Here is an 18658-nt window from a genome sequence, read left to right on the forward strand (position 1 = left end):
ACAGCACTCGACCAGCCAGAACGGGGCGGGGCAAAAGTGACTGCTTAGCCCAAAAACATCATGCCCGAAACGCACCTCCTTACGTTTATGGCTGCTTGCGCCGTCGATGCGAGCAGCGATGTGCAGCGAGGAATTGAAACCTACCGAGCGCTTATTGGCGTGTCTCCTGAAGATGCCGACATTGTCACCGACAGCAATTTCGATTGCCATGTCCTGGCGTCGATCCTGGCGGCCGCCTCGATGGATGGTGGTGCGCTTCCCGAGAAGGCCGGCCTGTCCGGCCACGAGCTGGCGGCCCTGCTGGGGCTCTATTTTCCGTCGGTTGAGGTCAAGATCTCGGAGCAGCTGCTGGCGTCTAAGTGCGATGAAAATGACGAAATCTCGATGGTGCGCGATCTCTTACTCAAGCAACGCTCGACTGAAGGGCATATCGGCGGCTGGCTGGCCGCGATGATCGCCCGCCGCTCCATAGAGCCAGATCACCTGTGGGAAGATCTCGGGTTGCGCAATCGTGGCGAACTCTCGCGGCTACTAAGCCGCCACTTCGCGCCCCTCGCCGCGCGCAATATCAACAATATGCGCTGGAAGCGCTTCTTCTACCGCTCGCTATGCGAGGATGAAGGCCTCGTCATGTGCACAACGCCCGTGTGCACACAATGTAACGACTTCAATCTCTGCTTCGGCGAAGAAAGCGGCGAGAGTCGGATGGCCGAGCGCCGGCGCGACCTTCTGTTGCAGGCAGCTCGCCCGGAAGTCAGTGGCGACTGGCCTATTTGAGTTGCCACAAGGTTCCTCGATCTCCCGGTCATCTGATAACGCATCGCGGGCTTTGGCGAACTTCGCAGGAGCTGAAGGGCGAGGCTAACGCCATTCGATGCGGACGCGACTATGAGGTCCAAGGCGATGCCGAGCCAGAGGGGATTCGCAACGTTGTCCGCATCCCATAGTGCAATCGCGTCAACATTCGAGCTCAGCGAGGCAAGAGGCAAGGTGAGGCGTCCGCTTCGTGAACCTGTCGCGTTTGCGACAATCCAATTGCGAAGGTCAGCCGAGGAGAAGAGCCCATTATTTTCAACGGGTTGTCAAGGATGGCGGGCTGGCATGCGGGTTGCTGAAGCGCTCTAGGTCGAAAACAATGAGGAGCCCTTTCGTGATGGCCGCCACCACCACAGCCAAACCGCCTTGGTCCGAGCAGGCGGGCGTCAGGCCGACCGTGCTCAACGACACGACATTACGCGACGGCGAGCAGGCGCCTGGTGTTGCGTTCACCACAGAGGAAAAGCTGGCGATCGCGCAGGCTTTGGCGCGGACCGGCGTGACGGAGATCGAGGCGGGAACGCCCGCGATGGGCAACGAGGAGATCGCCGCCATCCGCGCAATCGTCGAAGCGGAGCTTCCGCTGACCACCATAGGCTGGTGCCGGATGCGGCAAGCGGACATCGATGCCGCGATCGAAGCGAAGGTGTCCATGGTCAATATGTCGATCCCGAGTTCCGATGTGCAGATCGCGGCCAAACTTGGCGGTTGTCGCGACCTGGCGCTGGAGCAAGTGAAGCGAGTAGTAGGTTACGCCCGCGAGCAGGGACTTGAGGTCGCCGTCGGCGGCGAGGACTCCTCCCGCGCCGACATCGATTTTCTCATCAGACTGGTAGCAGCCGCAAAAGAGGCCGGAGCACGGAGATTTCGTATTGCCGATACGCTCAGTGTGCTCGACCCGGATACAACCTTCGCGCTGGTTGGAAATTTGCGTGCGACCACGGATCTCGAACTCGAGTTTCATGGTCACGATGATCTTGGTCTCGCAACCGCCAATACGCTCTCCGCCATCAAGGCCGGCGCGAGCCACGCCTCGGTAACCGTTATCGGCCTCGGCGAGCGGGCCGGAAATGCACCGCTCGAGGAGGTCGCGGTCGCACTCAAGCAGCTCTATAGCCGCGAGACTGGCATCATACTGTCGGAGCTCGAGAACGTCGCTGCGGTGGTTGCAGCCGCAGCCGCACGTGCGATTCCTCTGAACAAGGCCATCGTCGGAGAGCATGTGTTTACGCATGAATCGGGCATTCATGTGGATGGCCTTTTGAAGGATCAGCGCACCTACCAGTCGCTTGACCCGGTTCTGCTTGGGCGCCGCAACCGTTTTGTGATCGGCAAGCATTCCGGGCTGTCGGCGATCACCGCGTTGCTCAAAGAATTACAGCTCGTCGCCAGCACCGATCAGGCGAGACAGATCCTGTCGCAAGCACGCAAACATGCCGTCGAGCACAAGCTGCCGGTCGAGCGCGAAACCTTGGTGGCGATCTGGCGTGATGTGTGCGGATGCTTGGCGACCCACCCGGCGTGACCAGCCCCGCCCAGCAACGTCTGGGATACACTCAAGACCAAGCGCGCGAGGAACACTGGCCTGCCTCCGCATGGTTGCACGAGGGGGCATGCACTACGATGACCAGCCTCTGCCGCCTTTTGGCCGACCGTCCACCCGCTGATTCAAAGGGGATTTTTCGATGAGTAACTCGCACCCAACAGCCGGTATCCTGGATCGGCTCAGCAAGGCTTCGTCGGCGGAAGAGTTTTTTTCAGTGCTGGGCGTCGATTACGATCCTATGATCGTCGATGTCGCGCGCCTTCACATCCTAAAGCGCATGGGACAATATTTTGCCAATGAGCAATTCGCAGGTGTCGCAGAGCCGGACATCAGAGCTCGTTGCAAAGCGATGCTGGAGCAGGCCTATGCCGACTTCGTAGCATCGTCGCCAATCGAGCAGCGGGTGTTCAAGGTTTTGAAGGATGCCGTCGCAGACTGTGGCAAGCCGACGGCCTTTGTCCCATTGAGCGAGCTGAAATGATCTTACGCTGACGGCTCCTCGTGCAGGCTTCGTCTCCTTCCATCAACTCTCTCCGCCAGGACTCGCGCGACGCTGTCGTATTCCCGACCCTTGTCCGAACGGATCGTCTCCTGGGGATTAGCAGCCGTTCCAAGTGCCTCATAAGCCATTGAGTTCGCCCGATTTACTTGGTTCTTGCAACTGGTACGACACTTGCTGTTGTCGTGTCGATCCAGTCATCGATGCAATAAATGGTAGCCGTCCGAAATGAGATCTGAAGGAAAACCTTTCACGTTACGCCTACTGCCTACCGAGCTGTACGGCAACATTTCGTGGCTCACGCTCGCGCAGTGCCAAGCGAGCTGGCTTTTGATGCGATTAAAGCCACTATCGAGCCCGCGAGGGCGGCCAACGGGTAAGCCGCCCGTCCACGCTTCAATTGGGAAGCGTATGCACATCTTCGTCAGCATCAGGCGGGTGCCCGCTTGTGCGCAGATCTACATCTACCCCAGCGCCGATAGCAACATGCGCCAGAAAGAGGGGGCGACGGTGGCCCACGCGAGTCACCAGCGCTGGCGGCCGAGCACTCATCGCATGATAGCGCGGGGGCAAGATCACCCGGGTCGTTACTGCCGATGTGGAGCGCTAGACCGAAAGCGAGGTGCAGCTCTTGCGAAGCAAGCGGACCCGCGTACTCAAGCATGGACAGGGTCAACCAGGGTGATCGCAGCGGCCTGGCCGCCTCGCTGGCGCTTGTCGAACGGGGCCCACAGGAAGCCTGTCTCCAGGCCCTCTCGGAAGCTGGCCCGCTCCGTGCGTTCGCCCCGAGCGACGCCTCTCGTTGCGCGGTCGGGCCGCACCGAGCAGGCGGAACCACCGTGCAGCCGGCCATCTGCTGAGCAAAACTGATCTTCAGCCAACCGAACTGGAAACCAATCCTGTGGCGCGGGCGCGCGCACTATTGAGGGGAATTTAAAACATGAGCAATGTCAGCAAAACGGCTGCGCCGGCGGCGGCCGGCCGCGCGGCGGCCAAAAAGGAACTGCCGGAGCACTTTAAGGCCTACAAGCATGTCTGGGTTTTCGTCGAGCAGGAGCGTGGCCAGGTGCATCCGGTCTCCTGGGAACTCATGGGGGCGGGGCGCAGACTTGCCGACAGGCTGAAGGTGAACCTCGCCGCGGTCGTTATTGGTCCGGAGGGGCAGCCGACGCGCAACGCCGCACTTGAATCCTTTTGCTATGGCGCCGATCTGGCCTATCTCGTGAGCGATAATGTTTTGTCGGATTACCGAAATGAATCCTATACCAAAGCGCTAACTGAACTCGTCAACACCTACAAGCCTGAAATCCTGCTGTTGGGCGCAACGACACTCGGTCGCGATCTTGCAGGTTCGGTGGCAACCACCTTGTCGACGGGGCTCACCGCCGACTGCACCGCGCTCGATGTCGACGCAGATGGGTCCCTTGCAGCGACGCGTCCGACCTTTGGCGGCTCGTTGCTGTGCACGATTTATACCTTGAACTACCGTCCGCAGATGGCAACCGTCCGGCCGCGCGTCATGCCGATGCCCGAGCGTGTCGTCCGCGACGCCGCTCGTATCATCATCCATCCGCTCGGTCTTGTCGAAGACGATATTGTCACGAAAGTGCTGACGTTCATTCCCGATCGCGATTCCGAAACATCAAATCTGGCTTATGCCGATGTCGTCGTCGCCGGCGGCTTGGGACTGGGATCGCCCGAGAACTTTCGGTTGGTGCGAGAGCTAGCAACTCTTCTTGGCGCCGAGTACGGTTGCTCGCGTCCTCTGGTGCAAAAAGGATGGGTGACGTCTGACCGGCAGATCGGCCAGACCGGCAAGACCATCCGGCCAAAGCTCTACATTGCCGCCGGCATTTCCGGCGCAATTCAGCACAGGGTCGGCGTGGAGGGGGCGGACCTGATCGTCGCGATCAATACCGACAAGGACGCACCGATCTTCGATTTCGCTCATGTCGCGATCGTCAGTGATGCCATGCAGTTGCTCCCGTCGCTGACGGCCGCATTTCGCGCCAGGCTCTTGCCGAATTCGCGCGCCCGGCTCGCGGTCTAGAGGAGATGATGTGATGATTGAAGAGAAGTTCGATGCGATCGTAGTCGGAGCCGGTATGGCCGGCAACGCAGCGGCGTTGACCATGGCCAAGCACGGCATGAAGGTGCTGCAGCTCGAGCGCGGCGAATATTCCGGATCGAAGAATGTGCAGGGCGCAATCCTCTATGCCGACATGATGGAAAAGCTGATACCCGAGTTTCGCGAGGAGGCGCCGCTCGAACGCCATCTGGTCGAACAGCGGTTCTGGATGATGGACGATCGCTCCCATGTCGGCGTGCACTACCGCTCGGATGACTTCAACGAGGAGCGGCCGAACCGATACACGATCATACGCGCGCAGTTTGACAAATGGTTCTCCTCGAAGGTGCGGGAGGCCGGCGCGACCGTGCTGTGCGAGACGACAGTCACGGAGCTCGTACGGGACGACCATGAGAGGATCGTCGGAGTTCGTACGGATCGCCGCGACGGCGAAATACACGCCGACGTCGTCGTGCTGGCCGAGGGGGTCAATGGTCTCCTCGGCACGCGGGCGGGCCTGCGCCCGCGGCCGACACCCGATAATGTCGCGCTCGCTGTGAAGGAAATGCACTTTTTGCCTCGCGAGACGATCGAGGCGCGTTTCAATCTTAAGGGCGACGAAGGCGTCGTGATCGAGGCTGCCGGTACCATTTCCCGCGGCATGACCGGAATGGGTTTCATCTATGCCAACAAGGAGTGCATCTCGCTCGGCATCGGCTGCCTCGTCGCCGATTTCCAGCGCACCGGCCAGACACCCTACGGCATGCTCGATCATTTCAAGCAGCATCCCTCCGTGGCGCCGCTGATCGCAGGTTCCGAAGTCAAGGAATATGCGGCACATCTCATTCCTGAAGGCGGGTACAAAGCAATCCCGCAGCTCTACGGTGAGGGTTGGGTGGTGGTGGGGGATGCGGCACAGCTCAACAATGCCATTCATCGCGAAGGCTCCAATCTTGCGATGACCTCAGGCCGCATTGCGGCCGAAGCGATCGCCCAGGTCAAATCGCGCCGCGAGCCGATGACCGCAAAAAATCTGTTGCTCTACAACAAGATGCTGGACGAGTCCTTCGTCATCAAAGACCTCAAGAAGTACAAAGACATGCCGACGCTGATGCACACCCATTCGCAAAACTTCTTTCTTACCTATCCGCAGCTTATCTCCAAGGCGCTTCAGAACTTTGTACGCGTCGACGGTACGCCGAAGGTTGAGAAGGAGAAGGTGACCCTGAAATCCTTCGTCAAGGCGCGGTCATGGACAGGTCTGTTCGGGGATGCGTGCCGTTTTGCCAGGGCCTGGCGCTGACCGGCAACAGTGTGAAATCGAACAATGGAAGGCCAAAGAATGAATGTCGAGCCCTCAGTGCGCGTCGAAGACAAGCTGTACTACAACCGCTATCTTGTCGATGTCGGTCGCCCTCACGTCACCGTGCGCCCGCACACCACGCCGTCGCCGCAGCTACTTGCGCTTTTGAAAGCCTGCCCTGCGCGATGCTACGAACTTAACGACAACGGCCAAGTCGAGATAGCCGTCGACGGCTGCATCGAGTGCGGCACCTGCCGCGTCATCGCTGAACCCTCCGGCGACATCAAATGGAGCCATCCGCGCGGCGGGTACGGCGTGCTGTTCAAGTTTGGCTGAGAGTGCAGCGAAAGGCGGCGGTGAGATCGCCATCACAAGGAGGATCTCGCCGCCTTTGTGGCGCATTCTGGCTCGTCTGCACTTAAGATGAAATTCAAACGAGGCAACCGAGGAGATGCCCGCAAGACTCAGATTGAGGATATCATGCTCGCTTGAATGCCGAGGATTGGTCGTGCCGCAATGGAGTGGCGCCGTAAGCGGTGTCGATCCGACCGCACAAAGGAATCAGCCCGTCGGCTTGGACGGGGCGCGCCCGGCGGCCTCGATCGCAACCGCCACTGATTGCACAATCGCAGCAAAGCGCACGGCAGCCTGGATCACTCCGGAACTGACGCCCTCAGTCCGCAGCGTCTTCTCATGAGCGTCGATGCAGGCACCGCAGCCATTTATGGCCGAGACCGCCAGCGACCACAGCTCAAAATCGGATTTATCCACGCCAGGATTGCCGATCACGTTCATGCGCAATCGTGGCGGCATGGTCTTGTATTCCGGGTTGGACGCGAGGTGAACGAATCGGTAGTAGACATTGTTCATCGCCATCACAGAGGCTGCGGATTTCGCTGCGGCGATCGCCGCGGGCGTCATCACGGCAGCTGCTGCCGCTTCGATCGCGGCAATCAAGTCTGCATTGCGAGTGGCAATCGCGCTCGCCAGCAGCAGGCCGTATTGTCGCTGCGGCGACAGCGTATCATCGGCCAGCAAGGACGCCAGGTTAAGCCTGACGTCCTTGGCGAAATCGGGAATAGTCTCATTCAACTGCTCAATCGACGACATGCTGCCTCACGCAACCTTCAGCGTTTCGCCGCCGACTTCGCGGTTGCAGGGACAGAGTTCGTCGGTCTGCAGCGCGTCCAGAACGCGGAGCGTGTCCTTGGGGCTACGCCCGACGTTCAGATTTGTCGCATAGACGTGTTGGATTATGTTGCCGGGGTCGACGATAAAGGTGTAGCGATAGGCAACGCCCTCAGGTGAACGTACGCCGAGGCCGTCGACTAAGGTTCCTTTTGTGTCGGCAAACTGCCAAATCGGCAAGTTGTGCAGGTCTGCATGCGAGCGCCGCCAGGCGAGCTTGCAGAACTCATTATCAGTCGAGCCGCCCAGTACCACAGCGTCGCGATCGGTGAATTCCTTGGATAGCCGGCCGAACTCAGCAATCTCGGTCGGACAGACGAACGTAAAATCTTTGGGGTAGAAAAAGATGATCTTCCATTTTTCTGGGAAGCTCGTTTCGGTCAGCGTCTCGAACGCGCTGTGTCCTTCTTCTTCCTGCGCCTGAAAGCCGGGCTTCACGCCTGTGATTTCGAACGGCGGCAACTGACTTCCAATTCCGAGCATGCTGACCTCACAAGTGTGCTTTGCGTAAGTGGTGTCGTCATTGCTGAAGCAAGCTATATGCCATCCGTTGTCAAGATCGGATTGTCGCGACTAAGATCACCAGCGGCTTGGGTCTGACGGCCCTCACATCCCACCTCCAATCATGCTGTCTGGACGCGATGCTCGATCGTTTGAAAGGTCATGGACGGGTGCGTACGTGACGATTGGGCTGCCGCAGTCCAAGTTAGCAACCGAATTTCGCGACCAGCGATTGAACCGCTGTTCGAAAACGGCTACTTGCCGACCGAAAATGGACTCACGGCGTCCTCGCAGAGCAGCTTACAGTGTGAAACGGCTGCTGATGCTAAGGCTGTTTTCGTGGGCGGCGAAGGAGCCTCATCGGCGATTCCGGAATCGACGCCGGCGATATTCTCGCAGCCGTCATCAAGCTGTCCGGTATCATCGTCCCCAAATAGCTCCAGCTAGGGCTGAAGGCGCGGCGTCGCCCCGGGCGCGTGGAGACAACGCGCCACCATTCCTCTACGGCTTGACGATCGCAAAGTAGCAGCGTGCCAACATCACCGGTAAAAGCTCTCCAGTCGGCAAGACATTTTCTTGGAACAGCTGTCAGGAGCGGCGTACCCCGAGTGATCGCATCAACAAATTCAGCGCGCAGGCCGCAGCCAACCGCTTCCTGTTTTGCGAATTTGCTGATCACGAGGAGATCGACTTTGTCGCGAAGCGCCTGGGAAACGACAACTGCGGCCTCGGCCAATCCGTTTGTATCGAGTTTACAGGACGCCGCCCCGCTGCCGAGTAGCTGGGAAATCGAGATATCTCGCCCTGTGGCAACGTCGATTGCGAGCATTACGTCCGTGCCGTTTGCATTCCTGAAGGGTCGATGGACGATGCCGCCGACGCGTACGTCATGCCGCGCGAGATCCTGGACGAAATCGGCAAGGAGCTCGTCGGCGTCATCTTCTGGCTGGTAGAGAACCGCCGCCACAGCTGTCGGATCGACGTCATCAAGGTTATCGATCATGGCCGTGATCCTATTTCTGTTCGTTTCGCGTGTTAGCGCTTTTCTGTGGAATATCTCCTACTGGTGTCGCAGGCGTTATGAGCAGCCGCTCGGGGGGTGAGACCGGCAAGGCTCGCGCGACCTCGGCGAATACGTTCATTCCGTTACTGAGCCCCAGCTCATCAAACGAGCGGCGAGTGATGCGCGCCAAAAGGGGAACGCCCGCACGGCCGGTTTCGAGCGCCAGGACCAACGTGACCTCAGCTTCGTCGAACGGCAGAGAGGCTTTGATCCGTGCCGGAAAAACATTGAGGATCGAGCTTGCGCGCGGTGGTTCGCGCCTAATGCTGACATCACCGGCCGCGATGCGCAGCCTTAGCTGCGCGCCTGGTCTGAGCGGTGGCCCAGGTATCAACAGACGCGCACCTTTGAGGCGCAGGATGATCAGCCCATAGCGCCCGTCATAGCCGCCGATTACGGTATCGACGCAGACAGCCGATTCGCCTCGAGCAGCAAGCGCTGGATCGCTCTGGACGGCATGCAGCGGCCCGGCCGCGGTCACAATGCCATCTTTCATCGTGACGAGATGGTCGGCAAAGCGCTCGACGTCAGCCATGTCGTGGCAGATATAGATCATAGGCAACGTGAGCTCTTCACGCATGCGCTCGATAAAGGGCAGAACTTCATGCTTGGCGGGTCGGTCGAGCACAATGAGCGGGTCGTCCAGCAGAAGTAGCCGAGGTTGGGACAACAGCGCGCTGCCCAGCGCAAGTCGCTGTCGCTCGGCACCAGAAAGATGTGAAGGCGCACGGTCAAGCAGCGGCGCCAGGTCGAGCAACTCGATGACGCCATCAAGGTCAATCAGTGACGCTTTCGATTTTGGCGCATTGTACAGAAGGGTGCGCTTGACGGACAAATGAGAGAAAAGAATTGGTCGCTGGAATACATATGCGATCGGACGCAGATGAGGCGGCCGAAACGTCGTTTCGTCCTGCCAGATTTCACCATTGACACCGCAAAATCCAGTCGGCATACGCTGCACGCCGGCAATGCAGCGCGCGAGAGTGGTCTTGCCGCACCCTGGCGGACCGAAAATCGCCGTGACGCCCTTGGCCGGCACGCTGAATTGCGCATCCAAAGGGATGCTTGCGGGGGTGCCGTTGAAGGCGACTTCTATATAGCCCGATTTTGCTTCTCTCACGTGCGCGCGCCTATGCTGCATCTTTTCATCAAATCACGACGAGAATGATTGCAAAGGCGATGAACACCATGCCGCCGACAATCGAGTCTGTTTTGCTCCAGCGCGGCGGTTCCGCCCCGAGGAGGCCAAAAGGTGCCGCGGCAGCATTGCAGATCGACGGCGTTACGACGGCTGGCATCCTGAGCATCTCCCTGTCATCGAGAATCGTCCCAATCGAACGCTGCCGCAAGCGCTTACCGATCACACATGCAAGGCGGGCGTCCAATATCGCGGAATCCTCAGCCAGCTTGGCCGGACTCAGTTCGTCCGCCGGCTGGACTCGCGCGCCTTGCGTCGTTTGGCTGTGGACGCGTCGGCTATCCCCAGAGCTTGACACCGCCTCATGGCCGGCGATCCGCTCGAACGGCGCCATGGCGCTGGTGGCCGATGTCAGGTGTGCGCCGAGGCCTGCATTCATGGCTTCTGCGACTTCAGGTGCAAGCAGCATCAAAGCCAGGTCGAATAGAATCAATCGGAAAAGCCTCATTGGGACTCGGAAGATGGTCCGCACGGCCGCTTTTCTCGCGGCGGCTCCTTGCTCCTCACCCAGCAATCTGCGTGCCGGATAACAGCAGGTGCGCGGGGGCTTCGTCCATGATAAAGCTCGCCAGGCCCCCACCCTGCGTGTGGAATCGCCCCATCGTATGGTCGAGTTTCAGACGTCCGCGTCGTGAACCGGCCATGCAGGAGGGACGTGATATAAGCTGAAGATGATACGATACTGTCGGCCCTTGCGGCGAGAATGGGTTGGAGAGACCATGACCGTGACATTCGCCCCTCAAAGCGGACCCGACGGCGCCGGCTAGTGGCTCTGCACAGTGATTATGACTCTTTGGAAGGCGCGGGATAGGCGCGGCCCATTTTGGTGCGGGCCTTGTCTGTTGTGAACATCCATTTGATGCGAGAGCGGGCGGCATTTCGCTTCCGTTCCCAAGCGGCGATTTCGCGGCGCAACCGCTTGGGGGCGTCGATTCTGCGATTGAGGCACTGGCCCCGCAGGACGCCGATCTCGATCTCGACCATGTTGAGCCAGCTTGCGTGCTTGGGCGTGTAGTGGAACTCGAGCCGTCGCAAAATCCGCCTGGCTTCGGCGGGCGGGAAGGCCTGATACAGGGCGCCGGCGGAGTGGGTCGATAAATTATCCTGGACGACCCGGATGATCTCGGCGTCGGGATAATGGATGTCGACGAGGTCGCGCATGCAGGAGGCATAGTCTTCAGCCGCGCGCCGCTCAGTGACTTTGACCTTGCGCCAGGGACGATGCACGTCGAGGAATACGAAGAGATTGACCGTGCCGTTGCGACGGTACTCGTAATCGTAACGTTCGAGCTGGCCGGGCTCGGCCGGAATCGGTTGACGCGCCTCGCCGATGAGCTGCACCGGGCTTTCGTCGAAGCACACCACCGGCCGCTTGGGATCTGGCGCCTCGGCGTAGAGGTCGAGCACGTCCTCCATACGGGCGACGTATTCGCCGTCGATCTGCGGAATGCACCACATGTCCCTGCGCCAGGGCTTGAGGCCATTTTCGGCCAGGCGCCGCCGAACCGTCTCATGCGACAGGCTCTTGTGTTCGGTGAGCTTGACCATCGCACCTGCCAGCAGCTCAAGCGTCCAGCGGGCCCGGCCTTCTGGCGGACTGGCGCAGGCCGTCGCCACCAACAAGGCTTCTTCCTTGACCGTGAGTTTGCGCTCCGCTCCGGGCCGCGGCTCATCGCTCAGCGCCCGCTCCAGATTGCCTTCCACGAAGCGGCGCTTGGTCCGGTACACGGTCGAGCCGCCCACGCCGACGCTCCGCGCGATCTCCTCATCGCTGCCGCCGGTGTCGGCAGCCAGCAAAATCTGCGCGCGCTTGAGCTTACGGGACGCATGCTTGCCGCCGCTGAGCAGCGCCTTGAGTTCCGTGCGCTCGATTTGGCTGAGGTCGACCCGATAGCGTACATTCATGGCATGCCTCCGTGTTCGAGGCACGCACCAACAACTGAATCGGATGGCCGGCGTGAGTCCTTCGGCAAAACCCTTCACGCCCACACAGGGGCAGTACCTGGCCTTCATCCACCTCTACACGCGCCTGCACCGCAGACCCCCGGCCGAAACCGACATGCGGGAATACTTCCGCGTTAGCCCGCCCTCGGTTCACCAGATGGTGCTGACGCTGGAACGGGAGGGCCTCATCAGACGGCAGCCAAGGACCCCTCGCAGTATCGAGGTCCTCGTTGATCCAAAACACCTGCCGGAGCTACTCTGACCGCCAGACGCAACCCGTCAAAATCGCTGTGCAGAGCCACTAGGTGTTCAGTCCCGAGGTCAAGTGGATGGGATCGATCCTGAAGCGGTTTGGTTCGTCGGCCCATGCTTTGCAGATAGCTTCATAGGGCGTGAGACCACGCAGGGTCTTAAGGCGTCTGGCGAAGTTGTAAGCATCAAGGAAGGCAGCGAGGTGATCTTCCAATTGTTCGTGGGTCTCGTAGTGGTATCGCCGGACGGTTGCCTCCTTGAGCGTGCGGTTCATTCTCTCGACCTGACCGTTAGTCCAAGGATGATTGGGCTTGGTCAGGCGATGCTCGATGCCGTGTCCCAGGCAGGCCCGGTCGAAGGGATGGCCGCGCCAGCTTGCAGTGGCGCCATCACGATTCTTAGGCAGGTCGGCGAACTGGATACCGTTGTCGGTCAGTACAGTGTGGATCCGGAAAGGGACGGCCGCCACCAGTTCTTCGAGGAAGGCCCTGGCTGCTGCACCCGTGGCCTTCTTCACCAGCCGGGCGAAGGCGTATTTGGCGGTCCGGTCCACCGCCACGAAGAGATAGAGTTTGCCTTCCTCGGTGCGGACCTCAGCGATATCGATGTGGAAGTAGCCAATGGCGTAGCGCTTGAAGGGGTGCCTGGCGGGCTTGTCGCCGGCGATCTCGGGTAAGCGGCTGATCCCGTGACGTTGCAGGCAGCGGTGCAAGGACGAGCGCGTGAGATGCGGGATCGTCGCGTGCAGCGCATAGAGACAGTCATCCAAAGGCAGGAGCGTGTGCTTGCGGAAGGCGACGACCATCGCCTCTTCCTCGGCAGAAAGCACGGTCGAGCGCACGGTCTTTGGCCCCATCGGCGCATCGTGGACAAAGGTGCGCTTACGCCACTTGGCGACCGTCTTTTGGTTGAGCCCGTGCTGGGCGGCTAGCTCTTTGAGCGGAGCCTTCGATCGCTGTATTGCCGCTCGGATCGCGTGCGTGGTCGTGGCGCTGCCGTGGAGTATCTGGCCCATAGGTCCTCCCGGAATGAAGGACCAGTTTGGCTGATTCCCCCACACTCCGGGACCAGACACCCTGGAGGATCTGAAGGACAATCCCACATTGGCAGCTTCAATCATGGAGGCCTCTATTCATCTTGCTGCGGAGAAAGGGATTCTGCCTGGCTTTGGCCGACAGCCTGCCGAGGCTTCTGCCATCACGTTGACGCTAACTCGCGAGCAGGCTTCAGAGCGCGCCCAAATCGAGGTCGCGCGCGCCGCAGCCGAAGAGAAGGAGATCACTGTAGCAGCACGTCAGGTTGCCAAGGACCTTGAGCTGTTGGGCATCGATGTGAAGATGCCCCATCTCGACCGTCGGTTAAGATCGGAAAGCTCCCTCAGAGACCAACTCATGGAGGTGAATGATGCCCCCGAAGGCGCCTCACTGCTGATCAGCAGCGCCGTGCGCCATGTCTTCGAAGTGCCCGACAAGGATTTTGCACGTGCCTTCACGAAAGGCATTCTGGCGTTTGAGGAGCAAGGCTACGCCGAAATCAGCACAACCAACTGGTTCAGGATGAGCGCTCCGACGTTTGTCGGCATGAAGACTGTGCTCGCCACGCCGGATGGCTACCGATTCGAGGCGGAGTTCCATACGCCGGGCAGCTACAAGGCCAAAATTGCCAATCACGACACGTACAAGGAACTCCAGCGACAGCGCAGAGGCGATGCACCGGATCCCCGTAAGATGGAGCAGCTCACCCAGCGCGTGCGCGAGGTCTGCAAAGAAGTTGCGATCCCGGAGGGTGTCAGAAACATTGCCCACTTTTCGATCGAAGGGGCGCGGACAGCTGGCGTCGGCGCAACCCTCGGGTTGCGATCTGCCCAACAGACCGCGACGCCCGAGCGATCACCGACTGCAAAGGAAGTTGTCGCTGCCCTCGACGGACGGCCGATCGTGCTCGTCGGCATGCCCGGTTCCGGCAAATCCACCATCGGCCCATTTCTTGCGCGTCGACTGGGGCTGCCCTTCATCGACACCGATAAAAAAATCGAGACGACGGCTCGCATGCCGATTGCGGAGATTTTTGCAACCAAAGGGGAGCAGTATTTCAGGGACCTCGAGGCGAGGTCAATCGCACAGTTTCTCGAGCGGGGGCCGGTGGTGCTGGCCACCGGTGGCGGCGCGTTCATGCGTGAGGAGACGCGGCACCGCGTCGCGGAGAAGGGTGTCTCGATCTGGCTCAATACCGACGAAGGTGAGATCAGGAAACGCCTTAGTCGTGACACCGCCCGCCCGCTGTTGCAGACCGAAGACCGGAAGGACAAGATCACGCAGCTGATCAGCGAGCGCTCGCCGTTCTATCAACTTGCCGATCTCACGATCGTCCCCGGTCAAAAACGTGACAACAAGAACGCAGATCAATGTGTGGCCGCGCTGCGTGCCCACCTTTGCGGCGAAGGGGGCGCGGACCGGACACCGGCCAATGTCATGGGAGCGGCACCATGACCTCGCCGCTCACAAGGTTGATTGTCGATATCGCCCCGAGGGATCGAGCCGAACAGTCTCTTCGCCTCGAGCGGGATGATCGGCGTCGTATCCACGGCTCTAGAGCATGTTGTTTTTTCGCAGAATCGGGATTCCCAGCGGGAGCGATTTCTGATTCAAACTCCGTGCTGGAGAACGGCGGCCAGCATGGATGACGCGACCCTATTCAGAAGACCTTCGTGAACGGGCTCTGGCGCGAGCTGATGCAGGAGAGACAGTTCGTTCGATTGCAGAGGCGCTTCAGATCAGCCCGTCCTGTGTAACGAAGTGGAAGAATCTGAAACGGGAGACTGGGGGCGTTTCGCCCGGCAAGATCGGCGGTCACAAGAAGCCGGTTCTGTCCGGTGCCAATGCTGATTGGCTGCGTAAGCGCGTTCTCTCGGGACCATTCACTTTGCGGAAGCTGACACAGGAACTGGCGGCGCGCGGGATCAAGACCGATGTGCGGGCGGTGTGGACGTTTGTGCATGCCGAAGGGCTGAGCTTCAAAAAAAACGATCCTGCCAGTCGAACAAGATCGCCCCGACATCGCCCGTAAGCGGACACGCTGGAAGGCCCATCAAGGCAAGATTGACGCTTCACGCCTGCCGTGTCCGCAGGAACTTGAGCTGCGGCCGGGCGCGTTTGAACTGGTGGGCGTGGGTATAGCGGCCGGTCATGATGGCGGCGCGCTTGGCCAGGCGCAGATAGCTCTGGCGTAGCGGCACACGGTTGCGCTTGGCGAGCCCGACCAGCTTGATGATTGCTCGATGCAGGAGCCGCGCGTCGGTCGGATGCGCAACCGCCTTGGGCTGCACCGTGGTATCGACCACCACGCGCTCCAGGTCCTTCGGGCCGAGGGCGCCTGTCTTGTGCGCCACCGACAGACTTTCCTGGATTAGCGCAACGAGCTGCTCCTCGCCGAGCCGCTGCCGCCAGCGCGTCATCGACGATCGATCGAACGGCAGACGGTGGCGGAAGCTCAGCTCGCCGCAGAAGTATTGGTAATAGGGGTTCTCGATCCAGCGAGCGCACAGCACCTCATCTGACAGGTTGTGCATGTGCTTCAAATGAACAGGCCGGCGACTAGCCGCGTCGGCAAGCCCGGCTGTCCCGACCCTGCTTGGCACACCGAACTGAAGCGCTCATTCAGGATGTTCCAGTCGATCAGCGCTGCCAACCGCACCAGCGGATGACCCATGTCGATGATCTAATCAAGCGCCGGAAGCAACAGGTCTTTCTGGCGATCATCCCGCGGCTTGCTCATCGCATTCCCCAATGTCGACGACGCTGTCAGGGAATCACGAATCACCCAAAAGCAAAATCTAAAACGCAAGAAAGCGAGGTCCAATACCCCGCTTTCCTGCAAAATCGAATACTACATCAAGACCAATTCTGCTTATTTCTCAAGTCAATCCGCATTCTTCACGGACGACTCTTTATCGACGAGACCTGGATCAAGACCAATATGGCGCCACTGCGCGGTTGGGGACCGAGTGGACAGCGGCTCCAAGCATCCGCGCCTTTCGGTCACTGGAAGACCATGACTTTCATCGCAGCGCTGCGGCACGTATAGCGCGACAATCTGGGTGGGAAGCCGGCGACAATCAGGATGAAACTGCGCCGATGGGGACGGACCGAAGGGAGGGCACAAGAGGGAATCGATGCCTTGCCTGGCCTGCACATCACCGACCACCCGATGAGACGGGATGGTTGCCGCCCTCCTCGATGGCATCGATATGTGCCAAAAACGTGTTGTTTGATCACAGCGAATAGGACGGCAAATTGATGGATACGGTGATTGGGGTAGATCTGGCGAAGAATGTCTTCCAGCTCCACGGCGCATCAACAACTGGGCATCTCAAGTTTCGAAAGAAGCTGTCTCGGCCACAGTTCAGGAAGTTCACGGCGGAGCACTTAACGGCAATGGTGGTGATGGAAGCTTGCGGCAGCGCTCACTATTGAGCACGAGAGATGGTTAAGCTCGGCCATGAAGTTAGACTGATCGCGCCGCAATACGTGAAGCCTTTCGTGAAGCGCCAAAAAAACGACGCGGCTGATGCCGAAGCAATAGTAATCGCTGCACAGCGCCCAGAGATGCGCTTCGTCGAGCCGAAATCGGAAGAGCAGCAGGCCAGAGCAATGTTGTTTCGGAGTCGGCAGCGGCTTGTTCGTCAGCGTACTGATTTAGTCAACGCATTACGTGCTGCTGTTTACGAATTTGGTCATACCGTCCCACAAGGCATCGAACAACTTAAACGCATTGCCGCAATCCTCAAGGAGCCGAACGTCGATCTGCCGGTCCTAGTGGCTCTGCACAGTGATTTTGACGGGTTGCGTCTGGCGGTCAGAGTAGCTCCGGCAGGTGTTTTGGATCAACGAGGACCTCGATACTGCGAGGGGTCCTTGGCTGCCGTCTGATGAGGCCCTCCCGTTCCAGCGTCAGCACCATCTGGTGAACCGAGGGCGGGCTAACGCGGAAGTATTCCCGCATGTCGGTTTCGGCCGGGGGTCTGCGGTGCAGGCGCGTGTAGAGGTGGATGAAGGCCAGGTACTGCCCCTGTGTGGGCGTGAAGGGTTTTGCCGAAGGACTCACGCCGGCCATCCGATTCAGTTGTTGGTGCGTGCCTCGAACACGGAGGCATGCCATGAATGTACGCTATCGGGTCGACCTCAGCCAAATCGAGCGCACGGAACTCAAGGCGCTGCTCAGCGGCGGCAAGCATGCGTCCCGTAAGCTCAAGCGCGCGCAGATTTTGCTGGCTGCCGACACCGGCGGCAGCGATGAGGAGATCGCGCGGAGCGTCGGCGTGGGCGGCTCGACCGTGTACCGGACCAAGCGCCGCTTCGTGGAAGGCAATCTGGAGCGGGCGCTGAGCGATGAGCCGCGGCCCGGAGCGGAGCGCAAACTCACGGTCAAGGAAGAAGCCTTGTTGGTGGCGACGGCCTGCGCCAGTCCGCCAGAAGGCCGGGCCCGCTGGACGCTTGAGCTGCTGGCAGGTGCGATGGTCAAGCTCACCGAACACAAGAGCCTGTCGCATGAGACGGTTCGGCGGCGCCTGGCCGAAAATGGCCTCAAGCCCTGGCGCAGGGACATGTGGTGCATTCCGCAGATCGACGGCGAATACGTCGCCCGTATGGAGGACGTGCTCGACCTCTACGCCGAGGCGCCAGATCCCAAGCGGCCGGTGGTGTGCTTCGACGAAAGCCCGGTGCAGCTCATCGGCGAGGCGCGTCAACCGATTCCGGCCGAGCCCGGCCAGCTCGAACGTTACGATTACGAGTACCGTCGCAACGGCACGGTCAATCTCTTCGTATTCCTCGACGTGCATCGTCCCTGGCGCAAGGTCAAAGTCACTGAGCGGCGCGCGGCTGAAGACTATGCCTCCTGCATGCGCGACCTCGTCGACATCCATTATCCCGACGCCGAGATCATCCGGGTCGTCCAGGATAATTTATCGACCCACTCCGCCGGCGCCCTGTATCAGGCCTTCCCGCCCGCCGAAGCCAGGCGGATTTTGCGACGGCTCGAGTTCCACTACACGCCCAAGCACGCAAGCTGGCTCAACATGGTCGAGATCGAGATCGGCGTCCTGCGGGGCCAGTGCCTCAATCGCAGAATCGACGCCCCCAAGCGGTTGCGCCGCGAAATCGCCGCTTGGGAACGGAAGCGAAATGCCGCCCGCTCTCGCATCAAATGGATGTTCACAACAGACAAGGCCCGCACCAAAATGGGCCGCGCCTATCCCGCGCCTTCCAAAGAGTCATAATCA

At 60.1% G+C, this 18658-nt stretch carries 20 protein-coding genes and 2 pseudogenes; 13 read left to right on the forward strand and 9 right to left on the reverse strand.

What is annotated here, in order from left to right:
- The first annotated feature begins 60 nt into the window (after nt 1-60).
- The 6 genes from ACVMDN_RS01970 to ACVMDN_RS01995 all read left to right on the forward strand — a co-directional run bounded on the left by ACVMDN_RS01970 (nt 61) and on the right by ACVMDN_RS01995 (nt 6568).
- Nucleotides 61-777: a nitrogen fixation protein NifQ gene (locus tag ACVMDN_RS01970; protein ID WP_176731333.1), complete on the forward strand. Its 717-nt coding sequence runs from the start codon at nt 61-63 to the stop codon at nt 775-777.
- Nucleotides 778-1153: 376 nt separating this feature from the next.
- Nucleotides 1154-2341 carry a homocitrate synthase gene (gene nifV / locus ACVMDN_RS01975; protein ID WP_069277629.1) on the forward strand — a complete coding sequence of 396 codons (1188 nt, stop codon included), beginning with the start codon at nt 1154-1156 and terminating at the stop codon, nt 2339-2341.
- 160 nt (nt 2342-2501) lie between these two features.
- Nucleotides 2502-2843 (forward strand): nitrogenase stabilizing/protective protein NifW, encoded by a 342-nt coding sequence (nifW, locus tag ACVMDN_RS01980; protein WP_069277630.1) that lies wholly within the window; start codon nt 2502-2504, stop codon nt 2841-2843.
- A gap of 958 nt (nt 2844-3801) precedes the next feature.
- Nucleotides 3802-4911 carry an electron transfer flavoprotein subunit alpha/FixB family protein gene (locus ACVMDN_RS01985; protein WP_057018220.1) on the forward strand — a complete coding sequence of 370 codons (1110 nt, stop codon included), beginning with the start codon at nt 3802-3804 and terminating at the stop codon, nt 4909-4911.
- A 13-nt stretch (nt 4912-4924) separates the two neighbouring features.
- Nucleotides 4925-6232: an FAD-dependent oxidoreductase gene (locus ACVMDN_RS01990; protein WP_456835775.1), complete on the forward strand. Its 1308-nt coding sequence runs from the start codon at nt 4925-4927 to the stop codon at nt 6230-6232.
- Nucleotides 6233-6271: 39 nt separating this feature from the next.
- The gene (locus ACVMDN_RS01995; protein WP_069277631.1) at nt 6272-6568 is read left to right on the forward strand and encodes a ferredoxin family protein; all 297 of its coding nucleotides are present in this window, start codon (nt 6272-6274) and stop codon (nt 6566-6568) included.
- A 225-nt stretch (nt 6569-6793) separates the two neighbouring features.
- Here the strand turns inward: ACVMDN_RS01995 and ACVMDN_RS02000 are convergent, their stop codons facing one another.
- The 6 genes from ACVMDN_RS02000 to ACVMDN_RS02025 form a co-directional block, all read right to left on the reverse strand.
- Complete coding sequence (locus ACVMDN_RS02000; protein ID WP_069277632.1) at nt 6794-7342, reverse strand: carboxymuconolactone decarboxylase family protein; 549 nt, start codon at nt 7340-7342, stop codon at nt 6794-6796.
- 6 nt (nt 7343-7348) lie between these two features.
- On the reverse strand, nt 7349-7903 hold the full coding sequence (locus tag ACVMDN_RS02005; RefSeq protein WP_069277633.1) for a peroxiredoxin: 555 nt from the start codon (nt 7901-7903) through the stop codon (nt 7349-7351).
- A gap of 343 nt (nt 7904-8246) precedes the next feature.
- The gene (locus ACVMDN_RS02010; RefSeq protein ID WP_069277634.1) at nt 8247-8924 is read right to left on the reverse strand and encodes a DUF2478 domain-containing protein; all 678 of its coding nucleotides are present in this window, start codon (nt 8922-8924) and stop codon (nt 8247-8249) included.
- A gap of 10 nt (nt 8925-8934) precedes the next feature.
- Nucleotides 8935-10104 carry a molybdenum ABC transporter ATP-binding protein gene (gene modC / locus ACVMDN_RS02015; RefSeq protein WP_245313880.1) on the reverse strand — a complete coding sequence of 390 codons (1170 nt, stop codon included), beginning with the start codon at nt 10102-10104 and terminating at the stop codon, nt 8935-8937.
- Between the two features lie 28 nt (nt 10105-10132).
- Nucleotides 10133-10615 carry a type 2 periplasmic-binding domain-containing protein gene (locus ACVMDN_RS02020; RefSeq protein ID WP_141713433.1) on the reverse strand — a complete coding sequence of 161 codons (483 nt, stop codon included), beginning with the start codon at nt 10613-10615 and terminating at the stop codon, nt 10133-10135.
- A gap of 350 nt (nt 10616-10965) precedes the next feature.
- Entirely contained in the window at nt 10966-12087 is a 1122-nt protein-coding gene (locus tag ACVMDN_RS02025) for an IS630 family transposase (protein ID WP_069280104.1), read from the reverse strand.
- 43 nt (nt 12088-12130) lie between these two features.
- Between ACVMDN_RS02025 and ACVMDN_RS02030 the strand changes: the two genes are divergently transcribed.
- On the forward strand, nt 12131-12388 hold the full coding sequence (locus ACVMDN_RS02030) for a LexA family protein (RefSeq protein WP_253587780.1): 258 nt from the start codon (nt 12131-12133) through the stop codon (nt 12386-12388).
- Nucleotides 12389-12427: 39 nt separating this feature from the next.
- Here ACVMDN_RS02030 and ACVMDN_RS02035 read toward each other — a convergent pair whose 3' ends face one another.
- Nucleotides 12428-13393: an IS481 family transposase gene (locus tag ACVMDN_RS02035; RefSeq protein ID WP_456835774.1), complete on the reverse strand. Its 966-nt coding sequence runs from the start codon at nt 13391-13393 to the stop codon at nt 12428-12430.
- A gap of 88 nt (nt 13394-13481) precedes the next feature.
- On the opposite strand from ACVMDN_RS02035, the gene ACVMDN_RS02040 reads away from it, so the two are divergent.
- On the forward strand, nt 13482-14867 hold the full coding sequence (locus ACVMDN_RS02040) for a shikimate kinase (RefSeq protein ID WP_456835773.1): 1386 nt from the start codon (nt 13482-13484) through the stop codon (nt 14865-14867).
- 190 nt (nt 14868-15057) lie between these two features.
- Nucleotides 15058-15444 (forward strand): transposase, encoded by a 387-nt coding sequence (locus ACVMDN_RS02045; RefSeq protein WP_253588048.1) that lies wholly within the window; start codon nt 15058-15060, stop codon nt 15442-15444.
- Nucleotides 15445-15493: 49 nt separating this feature from the next.
- On the opposite strand, the pseudogene ACVMDN_RS02050 reads toward ACVMDN_RS02045, so the two are convergent.
- A pseudogene (locus ACVMDN_RS02050) lies at nt 15494-16095 on the reverse strand (transposase); the annotation flags it as partial.
- 225 nt (nt 16096-16320) lie between these two features.
- Here ACVMDN_RS02050 and ACVMDN_RS02055 point away from each other — a divergent pair.
- From ACVMDN_RS02055 to ACVMDN_RS02065, 3 genes and pseudogenes are all read left to right on the forward strand, one after another.
- Nucleotides 16321-16452: pseudogene (locus ACVMDN_RS02055) on the forward strand (IS630 family transposase); the annotation flags it as partial.
- A 221-nt stretch (nt 16453-16673) separates the two neighbouring features.
- Nucleotides 16674-16850, forward strand: a complete 177-nt coding sequence (locus tag ACVMDN_RS02060; protein WP_245314117.1) for a hypothetical protein — start codon at nt 16674-16676, stop codon at nt 16848-16850.
- A gap of 9 nt (nt 16851-16859) precedes the next feature.
- A complete protein-coding gene (locus ACVMDN_RS02065; protein WP_456813722.1) occupies nt 16860-17306 on the forward strand; it encodes an IS110 family transposase in 447 nt (148 codons plus the stop codon).
- Here the strand turns inward: ACVMDN_RS02065 and ACVMDN_RS02070 are convergent.
- Nucleotides 17233-17535, reverse strand: coding sequence for a LexA family protein (locus ACVMDN_RS02070; RefSeq protein ID WP_309144994.1), 303 nt, complete (start codon nt 17533-17535; stop codon nt 17233-17235). The genes ACVMDN_RS02065 and ACVMDN_RS02070 overlap by 74 nt on opposite strands.
- Between ACVMDN_RS02070 and ACVMDN_RS02075 the strand changes: the two genes are divergently transcribed.
- The gene (locus ACVMDN_RS02075) at nt 17534-18655 is read left to right on the forward strand and encodes an IS630 family transposase (RefSeq protein ID WP_069280104.1); all 1122 of its coding nucleotides are present in this window, start codon (nt 17534-17536) and stop codon (nt 18653-18655) included. The genes ACVMDN_RS02070 and ACVMDN_RS02075 overlap by 2 nt on opposite strands.
- The last annotated feature ends 3 nt before the right edge of the window (nt 18656-18658 follow it).

It is taken from the genome of Bradyrhizobium sp. USDA 4510 (assembly GCF_054059095.1).

What these genes read in the sequence shown, in the direction of transcription:
- ACVMDN_RS01970 (WP_176731333.1), top strand. Translation starts at nt 61, where the DNA reads ATGCCCGAAACGCACCTCCTTACGTTTATGGCTGCTTGCGCCGTCGAT.
- nifV (WP_069277629.1), top strand. Translation starts at nt 1,154, where the DNA reads ATGGCCGCCACCACCACAGCCAAACCGCCTTGGTCCGAGCAGGCGGGC.
- nifW (WP_069277630.1), top strand. Translation starts at nt 2,502, where the DNA reads ATGAGTAACTCGCACCCAACAGCCGGTATCCTGGATCGGCTCAGCAAG.
- ACVMDN_RS01985 (WP_057018220.1), top strand. Translation starts at nt 3,802, where the DNA reads ATGAGCAATGTCAGCAAAACGGCTGCGCCGGCGGCGGCCGGCCGCGCG.
- ACVMDN_RS01990 (WP_456835775.1), top strand. Translation starts at nt 4,925, where the DNA reads ATGATTGAAGAGAAGTTCGATGCGATCGTAGTCGGAGCCGGTATGGCC.
- ACVMDN_RS01995 (WP_069277631.1), top strand. Translation starts at nt 6,272, where the DNA reads ATGAATGTCGAGCCCTCAGTGCGCGTCGAAGACAAGCTGTACTACAAC.
- ACVMDN_RS02000 (WP_069277632.1), bottom strand. Translation starts at nt 7,342, where the DNA reads ATGTCGTCGATTGAGCAGTTGAATGAGACTATTCCCGATTTCGCCAAG.
- ACVMDN_RS02005 (WP_069277633.1), bottom strand. Translation starts at nt 7,903, where the DNA reads ATGCTCGGAATTGGAAGTCAGTTGCCGCCGTTCGAAATCACAGGCGTG.
- ACVMDN_RS02010 (WP_069277634.1), bottom strand. Translation starts at nt 8,924, where the DNA reads ATGATCGATAACCTTGATGACGTCGATCCGACAGCTGTGGCGGCGGTT.
- ACVMDN_RS02025 (WP_069280104.1), bottom strand. Translation starts at nt 12,087, where the DNA reads ATGAATGTACGCTATCGGGTCGACCTCAGCCAAATCGAGCGCACGGAA.
- ACVMDN_RS02030 (WP_253587780.1), top strand. Translation starts at nt 12,131, where the DNA reads ATGGCCGGCGTGAGTCCTTCGGCAAAACCCTTCACGCCCACACAGGGG.
- ACVMDN_RS02035 (WP_456835774.1), bottom strand. Translation starts at nt 13,393, where the DNA reads ATGGGCCAGATACTCCACGGCAGCGCCACGACCACGCACGCGATCCGA.
- ACVMDN_RS02045 (WP_253588048.1), top strand. Translation starts at nt 15,058, where the DNA reads ATGACGCGACCCTATTCAGAAGACCTTCGTGAACGGGCTCTGGCGCGA.
- ACVMDN_RS02060 (WP_245314117.1), top strand. Translation starts at nt 16,674, where the DNA reads ATGGATACGGTGATTGGGGTAGATCTGGCGAAGAATGTCTTCCAGCTC.
- ACVMDN_RS02065 (WP_456813722.1), top strand. Translation starts at nt 16,860, where the DNA reads ATGGTTAAGCTCGGCCATGAAGTTAGACTGATCGCGCCGCAATACGTG.
- ACVMDN_RS02075 (WP_069280104.1), top strand. Translation starts at nt 17,534, where the DNA reads ATGAATGTACGCTATCGGGTCGACCTCAGCCAAATCGAGCGCACGGAA.
- ACVMDN_RS02070 (WP_309144994.1), bottom strand. Translation starts at nt 17,535, where the DNA reads ATGGCATGCCTCCGTGTTCGAGGCACGCACCAACAACTGAATCGGATG.